Annotated in this window: 16 protein-coding genes and 1 riboswitch; of the genes, 7 read left to right on the top strand and 9 right to left on the bottom strand. The window is 64.7% G+C overall.

Features of this window, described 5'->3' with window-relative positions:
* Nucleotides 1-56: 56 nt before the first annotated feature.
* Both NE850_RS32290 and NE850_RS32295 read left to right on the top strand, forming a co-directional pair.
* Nucleotides 57-4,760: a glutamate synthase-related protein gene (locus NE850_RS32290; protein WP_007180174.1), complete on the top strand. Its 4,704-nt coding sequence runs from the start codon at nucleotides 57-59 to the stop codon at nucleotides 4,758-4,760.
* Between the two features lie 115 nt (nucleotides 4,761-4,875).
* Entirely contained in the window at nucleotides 4,876-6,345 is a 1,470-nt protein-coding gene (locus tag NE850_RS32295) for a glutamate synthase subunit beta (protein WP_007180175.1), read from the top strand.
* Nucleotides 6,346-6,510: 165 nt separating this feature from the next.
* Here NE850_RS32295 and NE850_RS32300 read toward each other — a convergent pair whose 3' ends face one another.
* Nucleotides 6,511-7,785 (bottom strand): D-amino acid dehydrogenase, encoded by a 1,275-nt coding sequence (locus NE850_RS32300; RefSeq protein WP_165187149.1) that lies wholly within the window; start codon nucleotides 7,783-7,785, stop codon nucleotides 6,511-6,513.
* Nucleotides 7,786-7,802: 17 nt separating this feature from the next.
* Nucleotides 7,803-9,062, bottom strand: coding sequence for an MFS transporter (locus NE850_RS32305; RefSeq protein WP_007180177.1), 1,260 nt, complete (start codon nucleotides 9,060-9,062; stop codon nucleotides 7,803-7,805).
* 221 nt (nucleotides 9,063-9,283) lie between these two features.
* Here NE850_RS32305 and NE850_RS32310 point away from each other — a divergent pair, with 221 nt between their 5' ends.
* Nucleotides 9,284-10,231, top strand: coding sequence for a tyrosine-protein phosphatase (locus NE850_RS32310; RefSeq protein WP_007180178.1), 948 nt, complete (start codon nucleotides 9,284-9,286; stop codon nucleotides 10,229-10,231).
* Nucleotides 10,232-10,405: 174 nt separating this feature from the next.
* Here the strand turns inward: NE850_RS32310 and NE850_RS32315 are convergent, their stop codons facing one another.
* Both NE850_RS32315 and NE850_RS32320 read right to left on the bottom strand, forming a co-directional pair.
* Complete coding sequence (locus NE850_RS32315; RefSeq protein WP_007180179.1) at nucleotides 10,406-11,677, bottom strand: ATP-binding protein; 1,272 nt, start codon at nucleotides 11,675-11,677, stop codon at nucleotides 10,406-10,408.
* Nucleotides 11,674-12,414 (bottom strand): response regulator, encoded by a 741-nt coding sequence (locus tag NE850_RS32320; RefSeq protein ID WP_007180180.1) that lies wholly within the window; start codon nucleotides 12,412-12,414, stop codon nucleotides 11,674-11,676. The genes NE850_RS32315 and NE850_RS32320 overlap by 4 nt, the downstream gene beginning before the upstream one ends.
* 638 nt (nucleotides 12,415-13,052) lie before the next feature.
* On the opposite strand from NE850_RS32320, the gene NE850_RS32325 reads away from it, so the two are divergent.
* From NE850_RS32325 to NE850_RS32335, 3 genes are read left to right on the top strand one after another with little or no spacing between them, the layout of a single operon-like run.
* Complete coding sequence (locus NE850_RS32325) at nucleotides 13,053-13,220, top strand: DUF6726 family protein (protein ID WP_007180183.1); 168 nt, start codon at nucleotides 13,053-13,055, stop codon at nucleotides 13,218-13,220.
* 3 nt (nucleotides 13,221-13,223) lie between these two features.
* Nucleotides 13,224-13,937, top strand: coding sequence for a hypothetical protein (locus NE850_RS32330; protein ID WP_310699863.1), 714 nt, complete (start codon nucleotides 13,224-13,226; stop codon nucleotides 13,935-13,937).
* Nucleotides 13,938-13,989: 52 nt separating this feature from the next.
* Nucleotides 13,990-14,658: a flagellar basal body L-ring protein FlgH gene (locus NE850_RS32335; protein ID WP_007180185.1), complete on the top strand. Its 669-nt coding sequence runs from the start codon at nucleotides 13,990-13,992 to the stop codon at nucleotides 14,656-14,658.
* A gap of 72 nt (nucleotides 14,659-14,730) precedes the next feature.
* Here NE850_RS32335 and NE850_RS32340 read toward each other — a convergent pair whose 3' ends face one another.
* From NE850_RS32340 to NE850_RS32360, 5 genes are all read right to left on the bottom strand, one after another.
* Entirely contained in the window at nucleotides 14,731-15,468 is a 738-nt protein-coding gene (locus NE850_RS32340) for a response regulator (RefSeq protein ID WP_007180186.1), read from the bottom strand.
* Nucleotides 15,469-15,560: 92 nt separating this feature from the next.
* Entirely contained in the window at nucleotides 15,561-16,202 is a 642-nt protein-coding gene (locus NE850_RS32345; RefSeq protein ID WP_007180187.1) for a hypothetical protein, read from the bottom strand.
* Nucleotides 16,203-16,270: 68 nt separating this feature from the next.
* Complete coding sequence (locus NE850_RS32350; RefSeq protein WP_310699864.1) at nucleotides 16,271-16,738, bottom strand: hypothetical protein; 468 nt, start codon at nucleotides 16,736-16,738, stop codon at nucleotides 16,271-16,273.
* A 286-nt stretch (nucleotides 16,739-17,024) separates the two neighbouring features.
* A complete protein-coding gene (locus NE850_RS32355) occupies nucleotides 17,025-17,825 on the bottom strand; it encodes an SDR family NAD(P)-dependent oxidoreductase (protein ID WP_007180189.1) in 801 nt (266 codons plus the stop codon).
* Nucleotides 17,822-19,573, bottom strand: coding sequence for an ABC transporter ATP-binding protein/permease (locus NE850_RS32360; protein WP_310699865.1), 1,752 nt, complete (start codon nucleotides 19,571-19,573; stop codon nucleotides 17,822-17,824). Before NE850_RS32360 ends, NE850_RS32355 begins: the two co-directional genes overlap by 4 nt.
* Before the next feature lie 383 nt (nucleotides 19,574-19,956).
* Nucleotides 19,957-20,080: riboswitch (TPP riboswitch) on the top strand.
* 217 nt (nucleotides 20,081-20,297) lie between these two features.
* Here NE850_RS32360 and NE850_RS32365 point away from each other — a divergent pair.
* The gene (locus NE850_RS32365) at nucleotides 20,298-21,428 is read left to right on the top strand and encodes an FAD-dependent oxidoreductase (protein ID WP_007180191.1); all 1,131 of its coding nucleotides are present in this window, start codon (nucleotides 20,298-20,300) and stop codon (nucleotides 21,426-21,428) included.
* Nucleotides 21,429-21,471 lie beyond the last annotated feature (43 nt).

Raw genomic sequence — 21,471 nt, forward strand, 5'->3', positions numbered from 1 at the left:
GCGGCAATAGAAAAATGGTTTAACGGCCTGTCCGGCCCCTCACAGACGGTGTCCCCATGAACGACCACCAGCAACCGATCCACCCGGTTCCCGCCGCGCAAGGTCTGTACGACCCGCAAAACGAGCACGACGCCTGCGGCGTCGGCTTTGTCGCTCACATCAAGGGCAAGAAAAGCCACGAGATCATCGAGCAGGGTCTGAAGATCCTCGAAAACCTCGACCATCGGGGCGCCGTCGGCGCCGATCCGCTGATGGGCGACGGCGCGGGTATCCTGATCCAGATTCCGGACGGCTTCTACCGTGAGGAAATGGCGAAGCAGGGCGTAGTACTGCCGCCGCACGGTGAATACGGCGTCGGCATGGTCTTCCTGCCTAAGGAACATGCGTCGCGTCTCGCCTGTGAACAGGAGTTGGAACGCACAGTGAAGGCGGAAGGCCAGGTCGTGCTCGGCTGGCGCGACGTGCCGGTCGACCACACCATGCCGATTTCGCCCACCGTCAAGGCGAGCGAGCCGCTGATTCGCCAGATTTTCATCGGCCGCGGCAAGGACATCATGGTGACTGACGCGCTTGAGCGGAAGCTGTACGTGATCCGCAAGACCGCGAGTCACCGCATCCAGGCGCTCAAGCTCAAGCACGGCAAGGAATACTTCGTGCCGTCGTGCTCGGCGCGCACGGTCGTCTATAAGGGGCTGCTGCTGGCCGGCCAGGTTGGCGTGTATTACCGCGACCTGCAGGACGAGCGCACGGTCTCGGCGCTGGCGCTCGTTCACCAGCGCTTCTCAACCAACACGTTCCCGGCATGGGAGCTGGCTCACCCGTACCGCATGATTGCCCACAACGGCGAAATCAACACGGTCAAGGGCAACGTCAACTGGCTGAACGCCCGTACTGGCGCGATCGCGTCGCACGTGCTCGGCGACGATCTGCCGAAGCTCTGGCCGCTCATCTATCCGGGCCAATCGGACACCGCTTCGTTCGACAACTGTCTCGAGCTGCTAGTGATGGCCGGCTACCCGCTCGTCCACGCCATGATGATGATGATCCCGGAAGCCTGGGAACAGCACACGCTGATGGACGACAACCGCCGCGCGTTCTACGAATACCACGCCGCGATGATGGAGCCGTGGGACGGCCCCGCTGCAATCGCTTTCACCGACGGCCGCCAGATCGGCGCGACGCTCGACCGTAACGGCCTGCGTCCGGCCCGCTACATCGTCACGGATGATGATCTTGTCATCATGGCGTCGGAAGCCGGCACGCTGCCTATCCCCGAGTCGAAGATCGTCAAGAAGTGGCGTCTGCAGCCGGGCAAGATGTTCCTGATCGACATGGAGCACGGCCGCATCATCGACGATAAGGAACTGAAGGACAACCTCGCGAACGCCAAGCCGTACAAGAGCTGGATCGACGCAGTGCGCATCAAGCTCGACGAAATCGAGGCGAAGGCCGAAGACGTCGCGACGGAACGCCGCGAAGCCGCTGCCTTGCTGGATCGCCAGCAGGCGTTCGGCTACACGCAGGAAGACCTCAAGTTCCTGATGGCGCCGATGGCGCAAGCCGGCGAAGAAGCTGTCGGCTCGATGGGCAACGACTCGCCGCTGGCGGTCATGTCCAACAAGAACAAGACGCTGTACCACTACTTCAAGCAACTGTTCGCGCAGGTCACGAACCCGCCGATCGACCCGATCCGTGAAAACATGGTGATGTCGCTGGTGTCGTTCGTCGGTCCGAAGCCGAACCTGCTCGACACGAACAACATCAACCCGCCGATGCGTCTCGAAGTGTCGCAGCCGGTGCTCGACTTCAAGGACATCGCAAAGATCCGCGCGATCGATCAGTACACGGGCGGCAAGTTCAGCTCGTATGAACTGAACATCTGCTATCCGGTGGCGTGGGGCAAGGAAGGTATCGAAGCGCGCCTTGCCTCGCTGTGCGCGGAAGCCGTGGATGCGGTGAAGTCCGGCTACAACATGCTGATCGTGTCGGACCGCAAGACCGACCGCGACAACGTCGCGATTCCGGCGCTGCTGGCTACAGCCGCGATCCACACGCACCTCGTGCAGCAAGGTCTGCGCACGAGCACGGGTCTGGTTGTCGAAACCGGCTCGGCGCGTGAAACGCACCACTTCGCGCTGCTCGCGGGCTACGGCGCGGAAGCCGTGCACCCATACCTCGCCATGGAAACGCTCGGCCAGCTTGCAGCCGGGCTGAAGGGCGACCTGTCGCCCGAGAAGGCGGTCTACAACTTCACCAAGGCAGTCGGCAAGGGCCTGATGAAGGTCATGTCGAAGATGGGCATTTCGACCTACATGTCGTACACCGGCGCGCAGATTTTCGAAGCAGTCGGTCTGGCTGAAGACCTGGTGGTGAAGTATTTCAAGGGCACGTCGTCGAAGGTGGGCGGCATCGGCCTGTTCGACGTGGCGGAAGAAGCGATCCGTCTACATCGCGACGCGTTCGGCGACAACCCGGTTCTCGCGAACATGCTCGACGCCGGCGGCGAATACGCGTACCGCGTGCGCGGCGAAGAACACATGTGGACGCCGGATGCGATCGCCAAGCTGCAGCACTCGGCGCGCAGCAACTCGTATCAGACGTACAAGGAATACGCGCATCTGATCAACGATCAGACCAAGCGTCACATGACGTTCCGCGGCCTGTTCGAATTCAAGTTCGATCCGACCAAGGCCATCCCGCTCGACGAGGTCGAACCGGCGAAGGAAATCGTCAAGCGTTTCGCCACCGGCGCGATGTCGCTCGGCTCGATCAGCACGGAAGCGCACGCTACGCTGGCGATTGCCATGAACCGGATCGGCGGCAAGTCGAACACGGGCGAAGGCGGCGAGGACGTGAACCGGTACCGCAACGAATTGCGCGGCATTCCGATCAGGAACGGCGACACGATGAAGTCCGTGATCGGCGACGAAGTGATCGTCGACATTCCGCTGAAGGATGGCGATTCGCTGCGCTCGAAGATCAAGCAGGTGGCGTCGGGCCGTTTCGGCGTGACGGCGGAATACCTCGCGTCCGCTGATCAGATCCAGATCAAGATGGCGCAGGGCGCGAAGCCGGGCGAAGGCGGTCAGTTGCCGGGCCACAAGGTGTCGGAATACATCGGCAAGCTGCGTTACTCGGTGCCGGGCGTCGGCCTGATTTCGCCGCCGCCGCACCATGACATCTACTCGATCGAAGATCTGGCGCAGCTGATTCACGACCTGAAAAACGCCAACTCGGCGGCCAGCGTCTCGGTGAAACTGGTGTCCGAATCGGGCGTCGGTACGGTTGCCGCGGGTGTCGCCAAGGCCAAGGCCGATCACGTCGTGATCGCCGGCCATGATGGCGGCACGGGCGCGTCGCCGCTGTCGTCGGTGAAGCATGCCGGCACGCCGTGGGAACTGGGTCTGGCCGAAACGCAGCAAACGCTGGTGCTGAACCAGTTGCGCGGCCGTATCCGCGTGCAGGCCGACGGTCAGATGAAGACCGGCCGCGACGTCGTGATCGGTGCGCTGCTCGGCGCGGACGAGTTCGGTTTCGCGACGGCGCCGCTCGTCGTCGAAGGCTGCATCATGATGCGCAAGTGCCACCTGAACACCTGCCCGGTCGGCGTCGCGACGCAAGATCCTGTGCTGCGTGCGAAGTTCCAGGGCCAGCCGGAACACGTGGTGAACTTCTTCTTCTTCGTTGCGGAAGAAGCGCGCGAAATCATGGCGCAACTGGGCATCCGCAAGTTCGACGACCTGATCGGCCACGCCGAACTGCTCGACACGAAGAAGGGCATCGAGCACTGGAAGGCGAAGGGTCTCGACTTCTCGCGCGTGTTCTATTTGCCGCAAGTGTCGGCTGAAGTGGCGCGCAAGCACGTCGACGTGCAGGACCACGGTCTCGACAAGGCACTCGACCACACGCTGATCGAAAAGGCGAAGGCCGCGATCGAGAAGGGCGAGCACGTCTCGTTCATCCAGCCGGTGCGTAACGTGAACCGTACGGTCGGCGCCATGCTGTCCGGCACGATCGCGAAGAAGTACGGCCACGACGGCCTGCCCGACGACACGATTCACATCCAGTTGAAGGGCACCGCGGGTCAGAGCTTCGGCGCGTTCCTCGCGAAGGGCATCACGCTGGATCTGGTCGGCGACGGTAACGACTACGTCGGCAAGGGCCTGTCGGGCGGCCGCATCATCATCCGTCCGACCAACGATTTCCGCGGCAAGTCGGAAGAGAACATCATCTGCGGCAATACGGTGATGTACGGCGCGATCGAAGGCGAAGCGTTCTTCCGCGGCGTCGCGGGCGAGCGTTTTTGCGTGCGTAACTCGGGCGCGACGGCGGTTGTCGAAGGCACGGGCGACCACGGCTGCGAATACATGACGGGCGGCACGGTGGTCGTGCTCGGCGAAACGGGCCGTAACTTCGCGGCCGGCATGTCGGGCGGGATCGCTTACGTGTTCGATCCGGACAACACGTTCGCAGGCAAGTGCAACAAGTCGATGGTCGCGCTCGATCCGGTCTTGCAACAGGCGGAACAGGAACGCACGGTCGACAAGGGCCTGTGGCACGCCGGCACGACCGACGAAGCGCTGCTCAAGGGACTCATCGAGCGTCACTTCCAGTTCACGGGCTCGCCGCGTGCAAAAGCGCTGCTCGAAAACTGGGACGCGTCGCGCCGTCAGTTCGTGAAGGTGTTCCCGACCGAGTACAAGCGCGCGCTGGGCGAAATGGCCGCGAAGAAGGCGAACAAGGAAGTGCTCGCCGCTTGACCGGCCGTAAGCCAAAGACGTCACAACCAAGCCGTACCCGCCGTGTGGCGCCGTTGATCGGTCGCACGCGGTGGGTGTAGACCACCCCACCTGATTAGATAGAGAAGAGAACCACATGGGCAAGGCAACCGGTTTTCTCGAGTTCGAACGCCGCCACGAGGCGTACGAAGCTCCGCTCACGCGTGTGAAGCACTACAAGGAATTCGTCGCCGCACTGAGCGACGACGAAGCGAAGATTCAAGGCGCACGTTGCATGGACTGCGGCATTCCGTTCTGCAACAACGGCTGCCCGGTGAACAACATCATCCCGGACTTCAACGACCTGGTGTTTCACCAGGACTGGAAGAACGCGATCGAAGTGCTGCACTCCACGAACAACTTCCCCGAGTTCACCGGCCGCATCTGCCCGGCACCGTGCGAAGCGGCGTGCACGCTCGGCATCAACAACGACCCGGTCGGTATCAAGTCGATCGAACACGCGATCATCGACAAGGCATGGACCGAAGGCTGGGTCGCGCCGCTGCCGCCGAAGCACAAGACCGGCAAGAAGGTTGCCGTGGTCGGATCCGGCCCCGCCGGTCTGGCCGTCGCGCAGCAACTCGCGCGCGCGGGGCACGATGTCACCGTGTTCGAAAAGAACGACCGCATTGGCGGTTTGCTGCGCTACGGCATTCCCGACTTCAAGCTGGAGAAGTGGCTGATCGATCGCCGCATGCGCCAGATGGAAGCCGAAGGCGTGACGTTCCGCGCCAACGTGTTCATCGGCAAAGCGGATTCGCTGCCGGCGCATATCGGCAACACGGCGAAGGAAACCATCACGCCGGATCAGTTGAAGGAAGAGTTCGACGCGGTGGTGATCGCGGGCGGTTCGGAAACGCCGCGCGATCTGCCGGTGCCGGGTCGTGAGCTGGAAGGCATCCACTACGCGATGGAATTCCTGCCGCAACAGAACAAGGTCAATGCCGGCGACAAGGTCGCGAACCAGTTGCTCGCGAAGGGCAAGCACGTGGTCGTGATCGGCGGCGGCGATACGGGTTCGGACTGCGTGGGCACGTCGAATCGTCATGGCGCGAAGAGCGTCACGCAATTCGAACTGCTGCCGCAACCGCCGGAAGAAGAGAACAAGCCGCTCGTGTGGCCGTACTGGCCGATCAAGCTGCGCACGTCGTCGTCGCACGACGAAGGCTGCTCGCGTGATTGGGCGGTCGCGACCAAGCGCCTCGAAGGCAAGAACGGCAAGGTCGAGAAGCTGATCGCGGCGCGCGTCGAATGGAAGGACGGCAAGATGCAGGAAGTGCCGGACTCTGAATTCGAAATGAAGGCCGATCTGGTGCTGCTCGCCATGGGCTTTACGCAGCCGGTGTCGCCGGTGCTCGACGCGTTCGGCGTCGACAAGGATGCTCGCGGCAACGTGCGTGCGTCGACTGAAGGCGACAAAGCGTATTACACGTCGGTGGACAAGGTGTTCACCGCGGGCGATATGCGCCGCGGCCAGTCGCTGGTGGTGTGGGCGATTCGCGAAGGCCGCCAGTGCGCGCGTTCCGTCGACGCGTTCCTGATGGGTCATTCGGAACTGCCGCGCTAAACGTCTCCGGCCGGCTTTCACGCTCCGGCGCGAAAGCCGGCTTCTGCTTGCAGGAAGAGGTGGAGGCGACAAATGTGCCACGTGAGCGGCACATCGAGCGGTGAAAAAACAAAGCCGGGCACCTGCGAGGGTGACCCGGCTTTTTAACGCCAACGCGCCGTGGCGCTATGTGCCTGACTTGCGATACCGCGCCAATGTCAGTCCATCCAGATCGATCTCCGGCTTGCGGTCCGTAATCAGGTCCGCGACCACGCGACCCGAACCCATCGACATCGCCCAGCCCGTCGAGCCGTGCCCGAGGTTCAACCACAGTTTCTCCACGCCTGACGGACCAAGCAGCGGCGCACCGTCGGGTGTCATCGGACGGCGGCCCACCCAGAAATGCGCGGACGTAGGATTGGCCGCGTGTGGGAACCAGTCGCCGAGCACTTTCATTAGCGTTTGCAGAGCCTGTTCGCGCAAGGTGCTCTCGCGATTGCCGAGTTCGGCGGTGCCGGCCACCCGCAGGTTGTTGCCGAAACGCGTGATCGCCGTTTTCAGCGATTCGTCCATCAACGCGGCGCGCGGGGCTTTTTCTTCGTCGGTGATGGGCAGCGTCGCCGAATAGCCTTTCACCGGATAAAGCGGCACCTTCACACCGAGCCGCGCGAGCAGCGCGGCACTGTCGACGCCCAGCGCCACCACCACGGCATCCGCGTGCAACATCCCGGTGCCGCGTTCGCTCTCGATACGCACCGCGCGTACCGCACCGCCTTGCACGTCGAGCGAAGTCACCCGCGTGTCGAAACGAAAGCGCACGTCGTTGCGTTCGCAGATCGCGCGCAGTTCGCGGGTAAAGCGGGCGCAATCGCCGGCTTCGTCGTCGGGCAGATAGAGCCCTGAGAGCGGCGCCTGACGCGCCCAGCGCAAGCCCGGCTCGATCTCGACACACTGCGCCGTACTGACTTCCCGGTGCGCGATGCCGGCATCGCGCAGCACCGCAAGCGCCGGTTGCGCGAGTTCGACGTCGTACTCGCTGCGAAACAACTGCAGATAGCCCTGGCTGCGGCCATAGTCGAACGGATGGCGGCCGCGGAATTCATGCAGGCATTCGCGGCTGTAGTAAGCAATGCGCTGCATGCGCTGCTTGTTGACGCGAAACCGTTCGAGATCGCATTCGCGCAGCCAGCGCACGATCCAACGCCACTGAGCGGGATCGAAAGTCGGGCGGAAGATCAGCGGCGAGGCCGGTTTGAACAGGTATTTGAGAATCTTGGCCGGCATGCCGGGCGCGGCCCAGGGCGTCACGTAGCCCGGTGCGATCACCCCCGCGTTGCCGAAACTGGTGGAGAGCGCGACATCAGGCTCGCGCTCGATCACCGTCACCTCGCAGCCTTGCTGGCGCAGATAAAAAGCCGTGGCGACGCCGATCACGCCGCCGCCCAGAACAATCGTTTTCATGTGTGTGTACTGCGGATTCAGGCAGCGGGGCGGGTGGTCCCGAGTACCTTGCCCTTGGTCTCAGGCAGACATATCGCCGCGATGATCACGAGCAGATAGCCCGAGCCCGCCACGATGCCCATCGCCTTCACCAGCGTCATGGTTTGCGACAGTGTACCGACCAGAATCGGAAAGAACGAGCCGAGCCCGCGCCCGAGGTTGTAGCAGAAGCCTTGTCCCGAGCCGCGTATCGCGTTCGGATACAGCTCCGACAGGTATGCGCCCACGCCTGCAAAAATCCCCTGCACCACGATGCCGAGCGGAAAACCGAGCGCGAGCATCATGCCGTCGGTGATCGGCAGCATGGTGTAGAACATGCCGAGTACGAACGAGCCGATTGCGAACAGCACGAACGACGCACGCCGGCCAATCCTGTCGCACAGAATCGCGCCGACAATATAGCCCGTGAACGAACCGACGATCAGCACGATCAGATAGCCGCTCGTGTTGAACACCGACAGATGGCGCACGGTCTTCAGATAAGTCGGCAGCCAGGTGGTGATCGCGTAATAGCCGCCGAGCATGCCGGTGCACAGCGCGCTGCCGAGCAGGGTGGTTTTGAGGTGAGCGGCGGAGAAGATCTGCAGGAAGTGCGAGGTGTCGAAACCGCTCTCGCGGGCGCGGCGCGTTTCGAGAAAGATTTCCGGATCGCTCACGTTGCGGCGAATATAGATGATCCACGCCGCGGGCAACAGGCCGATCCAGAAGCAGGCTCGCCACGCATATTGCTCCGGCAGCAGCGCGAAAAAGGCCCAGTAGATGATCGCCGCAGCCGCCCAGCCGAACGACCAGCTGCTTTGCACGGTGCCCACGGCTTTCGCGCGGTGCTGAGGCGAGCGAATGGTTTCGGCCATCATGATCGTCACGACCGACCATTCACCGCCGAAGCCAATGCCCTGCAGCGTGCGGGTGGCGAGCAGTTGCCAGAACGAGTGGGTGAAGCCCGACAGAAAGGTAAAGAGCGCAAAGGTGGCGATAGTCCACTGCAGCACCCGGATGCGGCCATAGCGGTCGGCGAGAATGCCGGCGAGCCAGCCGCCCACCGCCGACGAGATCAGCGAACTGGTGGCGATCATGCCGGCTTCGCTCCTCGTCATGCCCCATGTCGCGATCAGCGTCGGAATGAGGAAGGAGTAGATCATGAAGTCGAAGGCGTCGACCGCGTAGCCGCCGAAGCCGGCGTACAAGGTGCGGCGTTCGCGCTGGGTCAGTTCGGTAAACCATTGGAGAGAGGGCATTTTTGTTGTGGTCGCCAGGACGTGTCGGCCTGCCGTGGGCTCGAATGTGGGGTGTTCGTATTCTACGGGGCGTGGCGTAGTGGGGCCAGTTGTGGTCAAAAATGGCGGTCATTCCTTACCAACTACTACCGTGTAACCCAAAATATACAGAGCGTGGTTAAACTGCACTCGCAGTGCCGATGCTGCGACTCACCTTCTCACGTCCGCGCCAGCCACGCCTAATGCCCGCTACCGCAAAAACCTGCTCGCCGTTCTGTCGCTCCGCGAGCACGTTCCTGCGGACAAGCCGGATTTCGGCCCGTGAGGCCGTGGCGTCGCGCCGGAACTTTCTGAAGCGCTCGGCCGGCGCCCTGCTGATCTCCGGCGTGGGCGGCTCGCTGCTGTCCGCTTGCGGCGGGGGCAACCTCAGCGACGATCCGCCTGCAACGCCACGCCTTGCGTCGGTCGGCAACTTTCGCGACCTCGCGGGGGCGGCGCCCTATCCGACCGTCGACGGCAAACAGATGCGCCGTGGCGCGTTCTATCGCGCGAACGCGCTGACGCTCGACGCCGCCGACCAGGCCGCGATCGACCGGCTCGGCATTGCCTCGGTCTACGATCTGCGCACGCCGGCTGAAATCGCGCGAACCGCCGATATTCTGCCGCGCGGCGCGACAACCCGGACGCTCAACGTGCTGGGCACCGCCGACTTCGTCGCGCCGGCTTTCGACACGGCGGCCGCCGCCGTCGCGTTCATGGAGGCGCAGGCGCGCGGCTACGTGACCGGCGCCGCGCAGCGCGCCGCTTACGGTGCGCTCCTGACGAATCTGGCCGACGCTCCCGGCGCGCAACTGTTTCATTCCAGCGCGGGCAAGGATCGCGCGGGCTGGATCGCGGCGCTCCTGCTCAGCATTGCGAATGTGCCGCTCGACGTGATCATTCAGGACTATCTGTTGAGCAACGTCTATCTGGCGCCGCAGATCAAGGCGCAAACCGACACGCTGCGCACGCAGGACGGCGACGCCGCCGCTTCGGTCGAAGCGCCGTTGTTGAGCGTTCAGGAAAATTACTTGCAGGCCGGCTTCGACCAGGTGCAGGCGAGCTACGGCACGATGGTGAGCTACCTGACGCAAGGCCTCGGCGTCTCGCAGGCGACCATCGACACTTTGCACAGCCGCCTCGTGGTCTGAAGCGTCAGCGTGTTGCGTTCACCGCAGGCAAAAAAAGTCCGCCCCAAGGGAGCGGGCGGACGGAGAAGGGCGGCATCGAGGTTGCCGGGGCCGACTATAAGGCCGCCGCGCCTGCGAGAGTCCGTCCAGTAAGGGCGCGTAAGCGCCCATAAGAAGCGCCAGCGCAACTTCCGCTCACGTCAGCGCTGGCACCGCGGGCAATTCGATCCGCACTTCCAGACCGCCCTGCGCGTGATTGCGCACGTGACACCGTCCGCCGCGGTCGTGCGCGAGCCGCGCGACGATCGCGAGACCCAAGCCGCAATGGCCTTCGCCGCCACGCGCGGCGTCGAGCCGTACGAACGGCTTCATGGCGGCGGCAATGCGCCCGTCGGGAATGCCGGGACCGTGGTCGCGTACGCTGATCACCCAATGGCCGTCATGGCGCGCGGTGCCGATATCCACGGGCGGCGCGCCGTGTTCGAGCGCGTTATCGACGAGGTTCGTGACCAGCCGGTCGAGCAGCGTGCGCGGCAACGTGAACGCCGAACCGGCACGCAGGTCGAGCTTGAAGAGCGGCGTTTCGGTGCTGTCGCCGGCGGTGAACTGTTCCCGCAGGAAATCGTCGACCTCGACCGGCGGGCCGGCTTCTGCGGACTGGCCCGCGAATTCGAGAAACTGCTGGACGATGTTGGTCAGCGAGTCGACATCGCGGATCAAACCGGCGCGCTCGTTTTCCGCCACCAGTACGCTCGCGCGCAACTTCAGCCGCGTGAGTGGTGCTTTCAGATCGTGCGCGACGCCGGCCAGCATCACGGCCTGGTCGTCGCCGGCTTCGTTCAGGCGCCGCATCATGTCGTTGAAGGAGCCGATCAGATCGCGCAGCTCGCGCGGGCCTTGCACTGTCACCGGCTCCGGGCGGCCGCCCGAGCCGAACGCGCGCGCGGCGTCGGCGACGCGCGACAGCGGCCGCTGCATCTGCCAGGCGGCGAACACGGAGAGGATCAGCGCGGCGAGCAGCATCGAGATCGACTCGATGAGGAAGCGCGGGCGCGGCGGTACGTCCACCGGCACGACAACCCAGTTCGACTTGCCGGGAAACAGCACCCACAACTGCGGCGGGCGCAGGTCGTCGACGGCGATCCGGGTGCCGGGCGGCAGATTCTCGCGCAGATGCCGGCTCAGTTCGACCAGCGGATGATTGGCCGGCTCGTGCAGATGCACGCTCGCCGGCATGTTCCAGGTGGGCACGAGATGCACGCGCATGGCGGGCGCGAGCGCGGCGCCTTTCATCGGCTCGCCGTTGATCGCCTGCAACACCAGCAGGATGCCGCGCGCGAAGCCGTCGATTTCATGGCGCGGCGGCTGCATCACCACCAGCACGAACCAGCCGGCCTGAATCGCGAACAACACCGCCGCCGAGAGTAACGCCATCCTGCCGAACAGCGTGTTCAGCGGGTTCTTCATGCGCCTCTGGCGGCCTCGTCGGCGAAGGGTGTGCCGTCGGCGTCGGGCACGAACACATAGCCTTTGCCGCGCACCGTCTGCACGTAGCAGGGGTTCGACGGATCGTCTTCGATCACGCGGCGCAGGCGCCAGATCGGCACGTCGAGGCTGCGGTCGCGGAAGGCGAGATTGTCGCGATGCACGAGATCGTGAATCAGCACGCGCGAGAGCACCTTGTACGGATTGTTGACGAAGATCTTCAGGAGCGCGAACTCACTGTCGCGCAGCGGCAGTTTCGAACTGTCCCGGCACAGCGAACGGGTTGCGAAGTCGAGCTCGAACGGACCGAAGCGATACGGCTTGCGGGCTTCCGGCGCGCTCGTGGTGGACGGCCCGCGCCGGCGCAGCACCGTGTGGATGCGCGCGAGCAATTCGCGTGGGTCGAACGGCTTGGTCAGGTAGTCGTCCGCGCCGAGCGAGAGTCCGACAATGCGGTCGGCCACCGTGCCGCGCGCCGTCACGAAGATCACCGGGATATCGTCGCCGGCGGCGCGCAGCGCGGTGAGCGCGCGCAGGCCGTCGGTGTTCGGCATCATGATGTCGAGCACGACGACCGATGGCCGTTCACGTTCGAGCCGGCGCTGGAGATGGGTGCCGTCGTGGAGCACGGACGCATCGAAGCCGTTCGATTGCAGAAACTTGCAAAGCAGATCGCGTACGACCGGATCGTCGTCGACGATAAGGACCTGTGGATTCATGGCGAAATTCTAGACTGGCATGTGCGACAGGCGTCCGACTGTTTTCTTACCAATGCTTACGTCACGCTGCGCGGCTGTCGGCGGCTCGTTTGCGGCGACCGTCACACAAGGCTCACGGGATATTCAGCGCGGCCATATTCGGCAATGTGCGCAGCAGCGCCCGCGGCCCGCTTCGCATCCCCAACATTCCTCCCAAGAAAGAATTTGCGCGTATTTGGAACTGGCCGAAACGGCGCGCAACGGCTCGTAAGAACCGCCGGAAAGCGCGCGTTCCTTCGTGCATCGGCACCGCGTGTGCAGCGAGATGATTCGTCGTGCAGTACGTTGCGCCGCATGCTGAAAACAGCCTAACGCCTTGGGCCCACGGCAGGCGGCGTGAAATCGAAACCTAGCGCCACGCGAGGCTCATCATGACCGTTCCCAGCAATCTCACCTCCACCCGCTTTTCTTCGCTGGCGCCAACGCCGCCGACGGAAAGGCCCGCAGCCGCCAACAGTTCGAGTGCCGCCGCGCAGACACGGGAGTCCGCCAGCCGGACACAGCCGTCGCTGCCTGCCGGGCTCGTCGGGCATCACGTCAATACCACAGCCTGACGTACAGAGGCCCGTGTGTCGACCCCGAGAATTCTTCACCGCTTCATGCGAATTGCCGCGTGGTTGACGCTCGGCGCGGCGCTGCTGCCTCTGGGTGGCTGTGCCGTCGCCGCGCTGCCGTGCCGGCTGACCTCGGCCACACTGAAAATCATCCCGGTCGTCGGCCATGCCGCGGCCTCGCCGTTCGACATGTGTTCATCCGCCATCGACTGAATCATGACACTCAAACGGATTGCCTGCGCGCTGGTATTGCTGGGCGGCGTGTTTTCGTTGACCGTTGAAGCGCAGCCGCTCGTGCGTGAGACGGGTGCGTCGAGCGCCGCGTCGAAAGAACCTTCCGCCGATGCACGGCGGCGCCCGCAAGACGCGCCGTTCGCGTTCCGTGGCGTCGCGCTCGGCATCACGCTCGACGAATTCCGTGCGGGCTCGACCGTGCGGGCCACGCCGCCCGGCAGCGTGCCGGTCTGCGAGACGGACGTGCAGGCGGGCGCGCTCGGCATGCGGCTGAAGTCGCACGAGAGCCTGACGGTGGCATGCCGCTGGGCATATCGCGCGGACAACGGCTGGGTGGTGTCGCAAGCGGTGGTCGACGGCGCGCCCGCGCTGGAGCATGTGCTGCGCTTTGCGCGCGTGGACGGGCAACGCGCGCTGCGGCTGTACGAAATTTCTTTCGTGATCGACGAGATCACCGCCGAGGACTTGCGCGACGCGCTCGCGGACCGCTACGGGCCACCGCGTCAGGCGACGCAGAACGTGTCGGCCTCGGGCGCAATGCCCACGTACGTCTGGGAAAACGCGGTGAGTTCGATCACGTTGTGCTTTCTGCCGGGCACTCGCAACGGCACGCTCACCTATTTGCTGAAGGGCTCGGATGCGTGGGTGAAGTCGGTCGTGCGGCAATGGCAGGCGAGCGGCGCCGAGGCGGGTTGATGAGCGGCATTGAGTGTGTGGCCGTGAGGCCCGTTTCGAACAAGGAGCATGCATGACTGCGCTACGTCTCACTGTCGCGCTAGGCGCGGCGGCCTGCCTCGCGGCTTGCGCGAGCCGGCAAAATTCGATCGTGGATACGCCGATGGCGCCGCCGCTCGCCTCGGCGCCGTTGAACGTCAACACGCAAGGCGCGATCTATCAGGCCGGCGCTCCGTTGCTGCTATACGAAACACCGCGCGCGCAACATATCGGCGACGTATTGACGATCCGTCTCGCGGAATCGTATAGCGGCAATAACAGCGCGACCGCCGCGGCGAGCCGTTCGAGCAGTATTACCGCCGACGCCGCCGACCACTCCACCAATGCCGCCGCGCGACTCGCGCGATTGTTCAACATCGGCTCGGCGAGCACCGACTACAAGGGGCAAGGCAGTCTCACCGATGTCAGCGGCATGAGCGGCACGCTTGCCGTCACGGTGATCGGCACGATGTCGACCGGCAACCTGGTGGTGTCGGGCGAGAAGGTCATTGCGATGAGCGGCAACCGCGACCGGCTGCGCCTGTCGGGCATCGTCAATCCCAAGGATATCGAAGCGGGCAACTATGTTGCGTCGGGCAAGGTGGCGAACGCGCGTATCGAACAGGCCGGTGTGGGGATGGTGTCCGACGCCACGACAATGGGCTGGCTGCAGAGAATGTTCCTGAGCGTGCTGACGTTCTGAGCGGCCGGCGTGCTGGATAGCTGACGCGCAGCGGTGCAAGAGTCGATATCCATCGCACCTTGCGTCACCCGGTCAGGCCAGCGGCGCGTCGCGTTCGGCTGCGCCGATTTCGCCGTCCGGCACGAACACGTAGCCGCGTCCCCACACGGTTTGCACATAGCGCGGCTCGGACGGATCGACTTCGATCAGCCGGCGCAAACGCCAGATCGAGACGTCCAGGCTGCGATTGCGATGCAACTCGCTATTGCCGTGCAGCTTCTCCAGCAACTGCGCGCGCGTGAGCACGGTCATCGCGTGGGAGACGAATATCTTGAGCATGGCGAATTCGCTCGAACGCAACGCAATGCGCTCGCCGTCCCGGCGCAATTCGCGCGCCGGGAAATTCACTTCGAAACGGCCGAAGCGGTATGGCGCGCGCTGCTCCGGCGCGCTCGGGGCAATGGAGCCGCGACGGCGCAGCACGGTGCGAATCCGCGCGACCAGTTCGCTCGGTTCGAAGGGCTTGCCGAGATAGTCGTCCGCGCCGAGTTCGAGGCCGATCACGCGGTCGATCGGATCGGCACGCGCGGTCAGCAGAATCACGGGAATGTCGTCGCCGGCTACGCGCAACGCGCGCAGCGCGCTGATGCCGTCGAGCTCCGGCATCATGATGTCGAGCACGATCAGGGCTGGCCGCTCGTCCTGCAATTGGCGCTGCAGCGCCATGCCGTGTTCGAGCGTGTCGACCTTGAAGCCGCGTCCCTGCAGATATCCGCTGACGAGCTCACGTACGACGGGGTCGTCGTCGACGACAAGAATGGATGGGTTCATTCAGGTCATCTTAGAGAAGCGTGCGCGCGCAGCAAAGCACGTCACGCTTTCGAATCCTTTCCCATGTAAGAGAAAGCAAGAGGCCCGCGCGCCTAGTTCGCCTGGGAAGTCTGAATGGTCTGCGGCGGCTGGCGCCCGAAGTCGGTCCGATCCACTACCATTCGCGCGATCAGGCCATTGAGCTTGGTCGAGGCCGAAGAGAAGCGGTCGGTGTTCAGGCCGCCGGTCTGATAGCGGGCCGTGACCAGAATACGGCCGTTCTGGATCAGCGTCAGGTCGATGATCGACAGGTACTGGATCGTTTCGTCGCTGAACGAGCGGCGGCCGTAATCGATCGCGGCGTTGTAGACGAGGCGTGCCTCGCAGCCGGCGGGCGATGTGCCCGGATTGTAGACGTCCGAACGAATGCCGCGCCGGTCGAGCGCGAGTTGCAGCGCCGGCACGAAATCGCCGACCGACACGTTCTGATTCACTTCGACGCAGACGTGGCGCACGTCGGCCGGCCGGCCGTTGACGAAGGTCGGCGACGAGTAGTTCGCGGCGATCGCGTAGCCCGCCTGTATGACTGAACCGGTGGCGTCGGCGGCCTGGATCAGCGTCCATGCGCAGCCGTTCAAGCCGAGCGCCAGGGTCGCGGAGACGGCGAGCCACGCGCACGGACGCCACAACGCGATCCACGCGGCCCGTGGGGCTCGCGTGAAAGCGTCAGCGCGCATGGTCGGCATGAAGGTCATGAGGCGGCGTCGGGCGGCGGTCGGAGAATTGCGGGAATCACAGCGGGTAACGGCGATCGGGCTCACGCTCAGCGCGTGACGCGCAGGCGCAATTCGTTCTGCCCCTGCACGCTTGCCGTGACACTGACGCGCCGCTCGGCGGTGGTCACGATGAAATGCTGGCGCGTCGGAGTGTTGATGTCATGCACGACATTCGGGAAGCAGGCCGCGATATCGGCGCCGAATTCTTCGAGCGGATCGAAGACGACACCGTCGGCTTGCCAGTGCGCGCGCCAGTGGCAATCGTATGCATGCGTGCTGGCGCGGCAGTCGTCGACGCTTTCCGTGCCCGGCAGTTGCGCGGCGGATTGGGTCTGCAACTGCCGGAAATCAGCGGCGTCGACGATGTGCTTGAGCGCGGGGCAAACGTCGGCCGGCTCGTGAGCGAGACTGGCCTGGTTCGCTTGTGCCGCATGCGCGGCGCTCGCGACGAGCAGCGCACCGAGCGCAAGCGCGAGACGCTGGGTCAAAGGATGGAAGCGGCGATCGAATGACATGTGAGAATCCAGTAGCGGTGAATGACGTGGGGCAGGACGTGGTACGGCCCGCACGACTATCGTCGCCGCCGGAGGGCATTTTCAAAGCACGGAACAGCTTGCCGGCTTCGCAAATGCTTTCGAACTCTTCTCGCGTGTTTCGGGATGTTGCGGCGCGAGCCTGGCATCGCCAGGGTTGGCGGCCGGCGCGCTGCGTTCTGGCGTGGCTGCGTGAGGAGGCGTTGCGGCCGAGGTGCCGCACGTGTGGCTCTTGTGAGGTACGTGCGGCTTGCGTGGCGCCTTTCGCTCAGCCGAGCGTGAGGCCGCCGTCGATGTGGATCACCTGGCCGGTGATGTGGCGCGCCTCGTCGGAGAGCAGGAACGCGATCAGCGCGGCGATGTCCGCAGGTTCGGCGACATGGCCGAGCGGCGTCGCTTCGGCGGCGCGACTCCACACCGCTGCATTATCGGCACTCGGGCCGCGATCTTTACGCGTATAGCCGGGCGCCACGCAATTGACCGTCACGCCGTGCGGTGCCAGTTCCGCCGCGGCGGTTTTCGCCAGCGATTCGAGCGCCGCTTTCGCGGCGGCTGTCGCGGCAAACGGCGCGTCCGCGCGATAGCGGTGCGCGACGAACGAACTGAGCGCGATCACGCGGCCGCGCTTCGACGTCTCCAGCGCGGGCGTCGCCCGTTTGACGAGCGCCGCGAATGCGGCAGGCATGGCCGCGAAGGCTGCGCTGAACGCGTCCGGATCGAGTCCACCAAGCGTTTGGCGCTGCGCGTGTCCCGCGTTGGCGACCAGTTGATCGAGCGCGCCGAAGCTCGCCAGCGTTTGATGGATCAGATGCTCCGCGGCGCCGCGTTCGGCGAGATCGCCGTACACCGTCGCGCAGCGCGAGCCGTTCGCGCTGCAATCGGCGGCGACCTGCGCGAGCCGTTCACGCGCTTCGTGGTCGGCGCCGCGTGCGTGCAGCATCAAGGCCGAGCGTGGCGCGGCAATGCGCCGGGCCAGCGCGGCGCCGATGCCGGAACCGGCGCCGGTGATCAGCACGACGCGCTCGAATCCGGCGCTGCCCGCTTCGTTCAGATCGCCGACGTCGCTCATGCCGCGACCGCTTCGTCCGAGCGCTCGACGTCGAGCGTTTCGTCATGGAACGCGGCCAGCGACTCGCGATGCGCGACACTGACAATCGCCGCCTTCGGCAGCCTTTCCGTGAACAGGCGATACAGGCGCGCCTCGTTTTCCGCGTCGAGCGCGCTGGTCGCTTCGTCGAGGAACAGATAGTCCGGCTTGTGCAGCAGCACGCGCGCGGCGGCAAGGCGCTGTTGCTCGCCGGGCGAGAGAATGCGGGTCCAGTGTCCCGATTCCTGCAGACGGTCCGCGTACTCCGACAGATGACAGACGACGAGCGCTTCGCGGCATTCGTCGTCGGTGTAGGTGTCGGCGGCGGACGGGTAGGCGAGCGCCGCTTTGAGCGTGCCGATCGGCATGTAGCTGACCTGCGGGATGAACATCATGCGCGCGTTGACCGGGGCGTCGATCGAGCCGTCGCCGAACGGCCACAAGCCGGCGAGAGCGCGCATCAGCGTGCTTTTGCCCGAACCCGACGGGCCGCGTACCAGCCAGCGCGAGCCCGGCCGGATCGCGACATCGCGAATGCGCGACAGCGGATTGCCGTTGGGCAGGGCGAGTTTGAGACATTCGGTGGTGAGTTTGTCTTCGTCGACGAAATGCAGATTGATACCGCCATGCGCGGTAGCCGGCGAGACCGATTCCTTCAGGTGCGGCGCGTGCACGACACGCTTGAATTCACGCAACCGGTTCACGGTGGCGCGCCATTCGACCAGGGTGCCGTAACTGTTGATGAACCAGGAGAACGAATCGCTGACGGTGCCGAATGCGCTGGAAATCTGCATCAGCACGCCAAACGTGAAGGCGCCGGCGAAGTAGCGGGGCGCGGCGACCACCAGCGGGAAGATGATCGCGATCTGGCCGTAGAAGCTCAGCACGAACGTGAGGCGCTTGGTGTACTTCATCACCTGCCACCAGTTGTCGCGGATGCGCGCGAACAACGAGTGCGCGTTCTTCTTCTCGGTTTCCATGCCGTTGTAGAAGGCGATCTGCTCGGCGTTTTCACGCAGACGGATCAGGCCGAAACGGAAATCCGCCTCGACTTTCTGCGCCTGGTAGTTGATCGGCACGAGCGGATGGCCGACTTTCTGGATGATCAGCGAGCCGACCACGGCATAAAGCGCCGCGGCCCACACCATGTAGCCGGGGATCTCGATCGGCATGCCGCCGAGCGAAATGGTCAGCGCGCCGGCGAGCGACCACAGGATCGTGATGAACGACACCAGTGTGACGACCGTGGACAGCAGGTCGAGCGTCAGCGAAAGGGTGCTGGTGGCGAACGATTGCAGATCGTCGCTGATCCGCTGGTCGGGGTTGTCGGCGAGGCGGTCGCGCTCGATCCGGTAGAACGCGCTGTCTTTCAGCCACTCGTTCAGATAGCGCGTGGTGAGCCACTGGCGCCAGCGGAACCCGAGCATCTGGCGCAGGTAGCGGCCGTACACGGCGAGAATGATGAAGCCGAACGCGAGTGCCGAGAACACCATCAGCAGGTGCGGGAAGTCGTGCACGTTCTTGGTTTGCAGCGCGTTGTAGAAGTCGGCGCTCCAGCGGTTCAGACGCACGTTGATCCACACCACGAGCAGATTCATCACGATGATCGCGATGAGCAGGCCCCATGCCGTGTTTCGTTCTTCGGAGACCCAGTAGGGCTTGATCAGGCTCCAGGCGGAGACTTTTTCGTCGGGCGGCAGCGCGTGGCTGGCAGAGGTATTCGGTGTCATGAGCATCCTGAAGTAGTGCTGGCCCATTCGGGGCTGACCCGTGGAGCAGGTCCGTCTGCGGGCTGCCCTGCGGCGGGTTTGCGTTACATGCCCGGGCGTCGTGCTCGACGAACGCACGCCCGGGTGAGCGTCCGATTCTGGCGCGAAGCCCTTAAGCGAAAATTAATGCTCGCCGCGAGGCCTTGCCGGATCCCGCCGGGAACGTGGCGAGGTCGGCTGGCGTGCCGTCCGCGCCGCATTCGCGCGGCATCCTGTGCTGGCATTGTGCCAGAGCGCCGCCTTGGACCGTATTGATAGTGAGAAAGATGGTGCCGGATCAAATTCCGTGCGGCGTGGCGAGCCGCTGGTTTGCGGGCGCCGCGCCTTTTATGGTCTAATGGGCTTCGACGAAACAGGGGTGCTTCGCGCACAGGCGGCATGGTTTTCATGCTGCGGCGGCGAGGCTGAGAGAGACCCTTTGCACCCGATCCGGGTAATACCGGCGCGGGAAGTTTCCGGAAGCAGCCAGTCTTCCATTCCCCGCCGGGCGGCGTTAGTCATTGGAGCGCGCATTGCCCGGCCGGCCTCACCCGCCGGTTTCGTCCTGGGTACGTGCGTTTTTGTGGCCGTACGGAAAGGACTCGATGACCGCCTATTCTTCAGATATGTGTTTTGCTCTTCGTCACGCCGCCGTCGGCGCGCCGTGCTTCAGCGTTGCTTGCCGTCCTGAAACGGAGTGTGCGCGATGACGCGTCCTGCACAACCCGATTTCGCCGTGCTCGGCGGTGGCCTGTGCGGGCGGCTGGTCGCGTGGCGTCTCGCCGGACTGGGGCATCGCGTGGCGCTCTATGAGCGTGGCGACGCCGCCGGTTCGCAAGCCGCCGCGTGGGTCGCCGCGGCCATGCTGGCGCCGCTCGCGGAAGCAGCCAGTGCCGAGTTGCTGATCACGCGCCTCGGCGCGAGTTCGCTCGAGAGCTGGCCGCAAGTGCTGGCCGAGTTGCCCGAGCCGGTGTTCTTTCAGCGCAATGGCACGCTGGTTGTCTGGCATCACGCCGACCGCACCGAAGCGCCGCTGTTCGAGCGCCGGGTGCGCTCGAATGCCCCGCCGGAATTGCTGGACGGAGGCTTCATCACTCTGGCGGGCGCGCAGCTCGGCGCGGCCGAGCCTGCGTTGGCGGGGCGTTTCAATCAGGGCTGGCTGTTGCCGCGCGAAGGCCAGCTGGATAACCGGCAGGTGCTGGCGGCGCTCGCCGCAGGCCTCGCGCAACGCGGTGTCGAAACACACTGGAATACGCCGGTCGACGATCACGCGCTGCCGGCCGCCCATATCACGATCGACTGCCGCGGCCTCGGCGCGAAGTCCGTGCTGCCCACGCTGCGCGGCATTCGCGGCGAAGTGGCGCGCGTGCATGCGCCCGGTATCAAACTGACGCGGCCGGTGCGGCTGCTGCATCCGCGCTATCCGCTCTATATCGCGCCGAAGCAGGACGATCTCTACGTGATCGGCGCTACCGAAGTGGAAGGCGAGGACATGTCGCCGGTCAGCGTGCGCTCGGCGCTCGAACTGCTGAGCGCGGCGTTTTCCGTGCATCCCGGCTTTGGCGAGGCACGCATCCTCGAACTGAATTCGCAGTGCCGCCCCACTTTACCGGACCACCGTCCGGCTTTGCTGTGGGACGGCGCGCAGACGCTGCGCGTGAACGGCCTGTACCGGCACGGCTACATGATCGTGCCCGAAGTCGCCGACGAAGCCGTGCGCTTTGCCGCGGCGCGGCTCGACGGCCGCATCGGCGACGCCGATGCTTTCGCCGACTGGCAACGCGGTGCTCGCTGGAGCGAGCTCTTTCAACTGGACTCCGCGCGGGAGCCGGCATGAGCGTTGCGCGAGTGGTCTTTATCCGGACGAGCGCTGCGCTGCG

Source organism: Paraburkholderia sp. USG1 (genome assembly GCF_031570135.1).
In the GTDB taxonomy this organism is placed as follows: domain Bacteria; phylum Pseudomonadota; class Gammaproteobacteria; order Burkholderiales; family Burkholderiaceae; genus Paraburkholderia; species Paraburkholderia dioscoreae.

Bases quoted from the DNA above. Each gene is read 5' to 3' on its own strand.
- NE850_RS32290 (WP_007180174.1), top strand. From the start codon at position 57: ATGAACGACCACCAGCAACCGATCCACCCGGTTCCCGCCGCGCAAGGT.
- NE850_RS32295 (WP_007180175.1), top strand. From the start codon at position 4,876: ATGGGCAAGGCAACCGGTTTTCTCGAGTTCGAACGCCGCCACGAGGCG.
- NE850_RS32300 (WP_165187149.1), bottom strand. From the start codon at position 7,785: ATGAAAACGATTGTTCTGGGCGGCGGCGTGATCGGCGTCGCCACGGCT.
- NE850_RS32305 (WP_007180177.1), bottom strand. From the start codon at position 9,062: ATGCCCTCTCTCCAATGGTTTACCGAACTGACCCAGCGCGAACGCCGC.
- NE850_RS32310 (WP_007180178.1), top strand. From the start codon at position 9,284: ATGCCCGCTACCGCAAAAACCTGCTCGCCGTTCTGTCGCTCCGCGAGC.
- NE850_RS32315 (WP_007180179.1), bottom strand. From the start codon at position 11,677: ATGAAGAACCCGCTGAACACGCTGTTCGGCAGGATGGCGTTACTCTCG.
- NE850_RS32320 (WP_007180180.1), bottom strand. From the start codon at position 12,414: ATGAATCCACAGGTCCTTATCGTCGACGACGATCCGGTCGTACGCGAT.
- NE850_RS32325 (WP_007180183.1), top strand. From the start codon at position 13,053: ATGCGAATTGCCGCGTGGTTGACGCTCGGCGCGGCGCTGCTGCCTCTG.
- NE850_RS32330 (WP_310699863.1), top strand. From the start codon at position 13,224: ATGACACTCAAACGGATTGCCTGCGCGCTGGTATTGCTGGGCGGCGTG.
- NE850_RS32335 (WP_007180185.1), top strand. From the start codon at position 13,990: ATGACTGCGCTACGTCTCACTGTCGCGCTAGGCGCGGCGGCCTGCCTC.
- NE850_RS32340 (WP_007180186.1), bottom strand. From the start codon at position 15,468: ATGAACCCATCCATTCTTGTCGTCGACGACGACCCCGTCGTACGTGAG.
- NE850_RS32345 (WP_007180187.1), bottom strand. From the start codon at position 16,202: ATGACCTTCATGCCGACCATGCGCGCTGACGCTTTCACGCGAGCCCCA.
- NE850_RS32350 (WP_310699864.1), bottom strand. From the start codon at position 16,738: ATGTCATTCGATCGCCGCTTCCATCCTTTGACCCAGCGTCTCGCGCTT.
- NE850_RS32355 (WP_007180189.1), bottom strand. From the start codon at position 17,825: ATGAGCGACGTCGGCGATCTGAACGAAGCGGGCAGCGCCGGATTCGAG.
- NE850_RS32360 (WP_310699865.1), bottom strand. From the start codon at position 19,573: ATGACACCGAATACCTCTGCCAGCCACGCGCTGCCGCCCGACGAAAAA.
- NE850_RS32365 (WP_007180191.1), top strand. From the start codon at position 20,298: ATGACGCGTCCTGCACAACCCGATTTCGCCGTGCTCGGCGGTGGCCTG.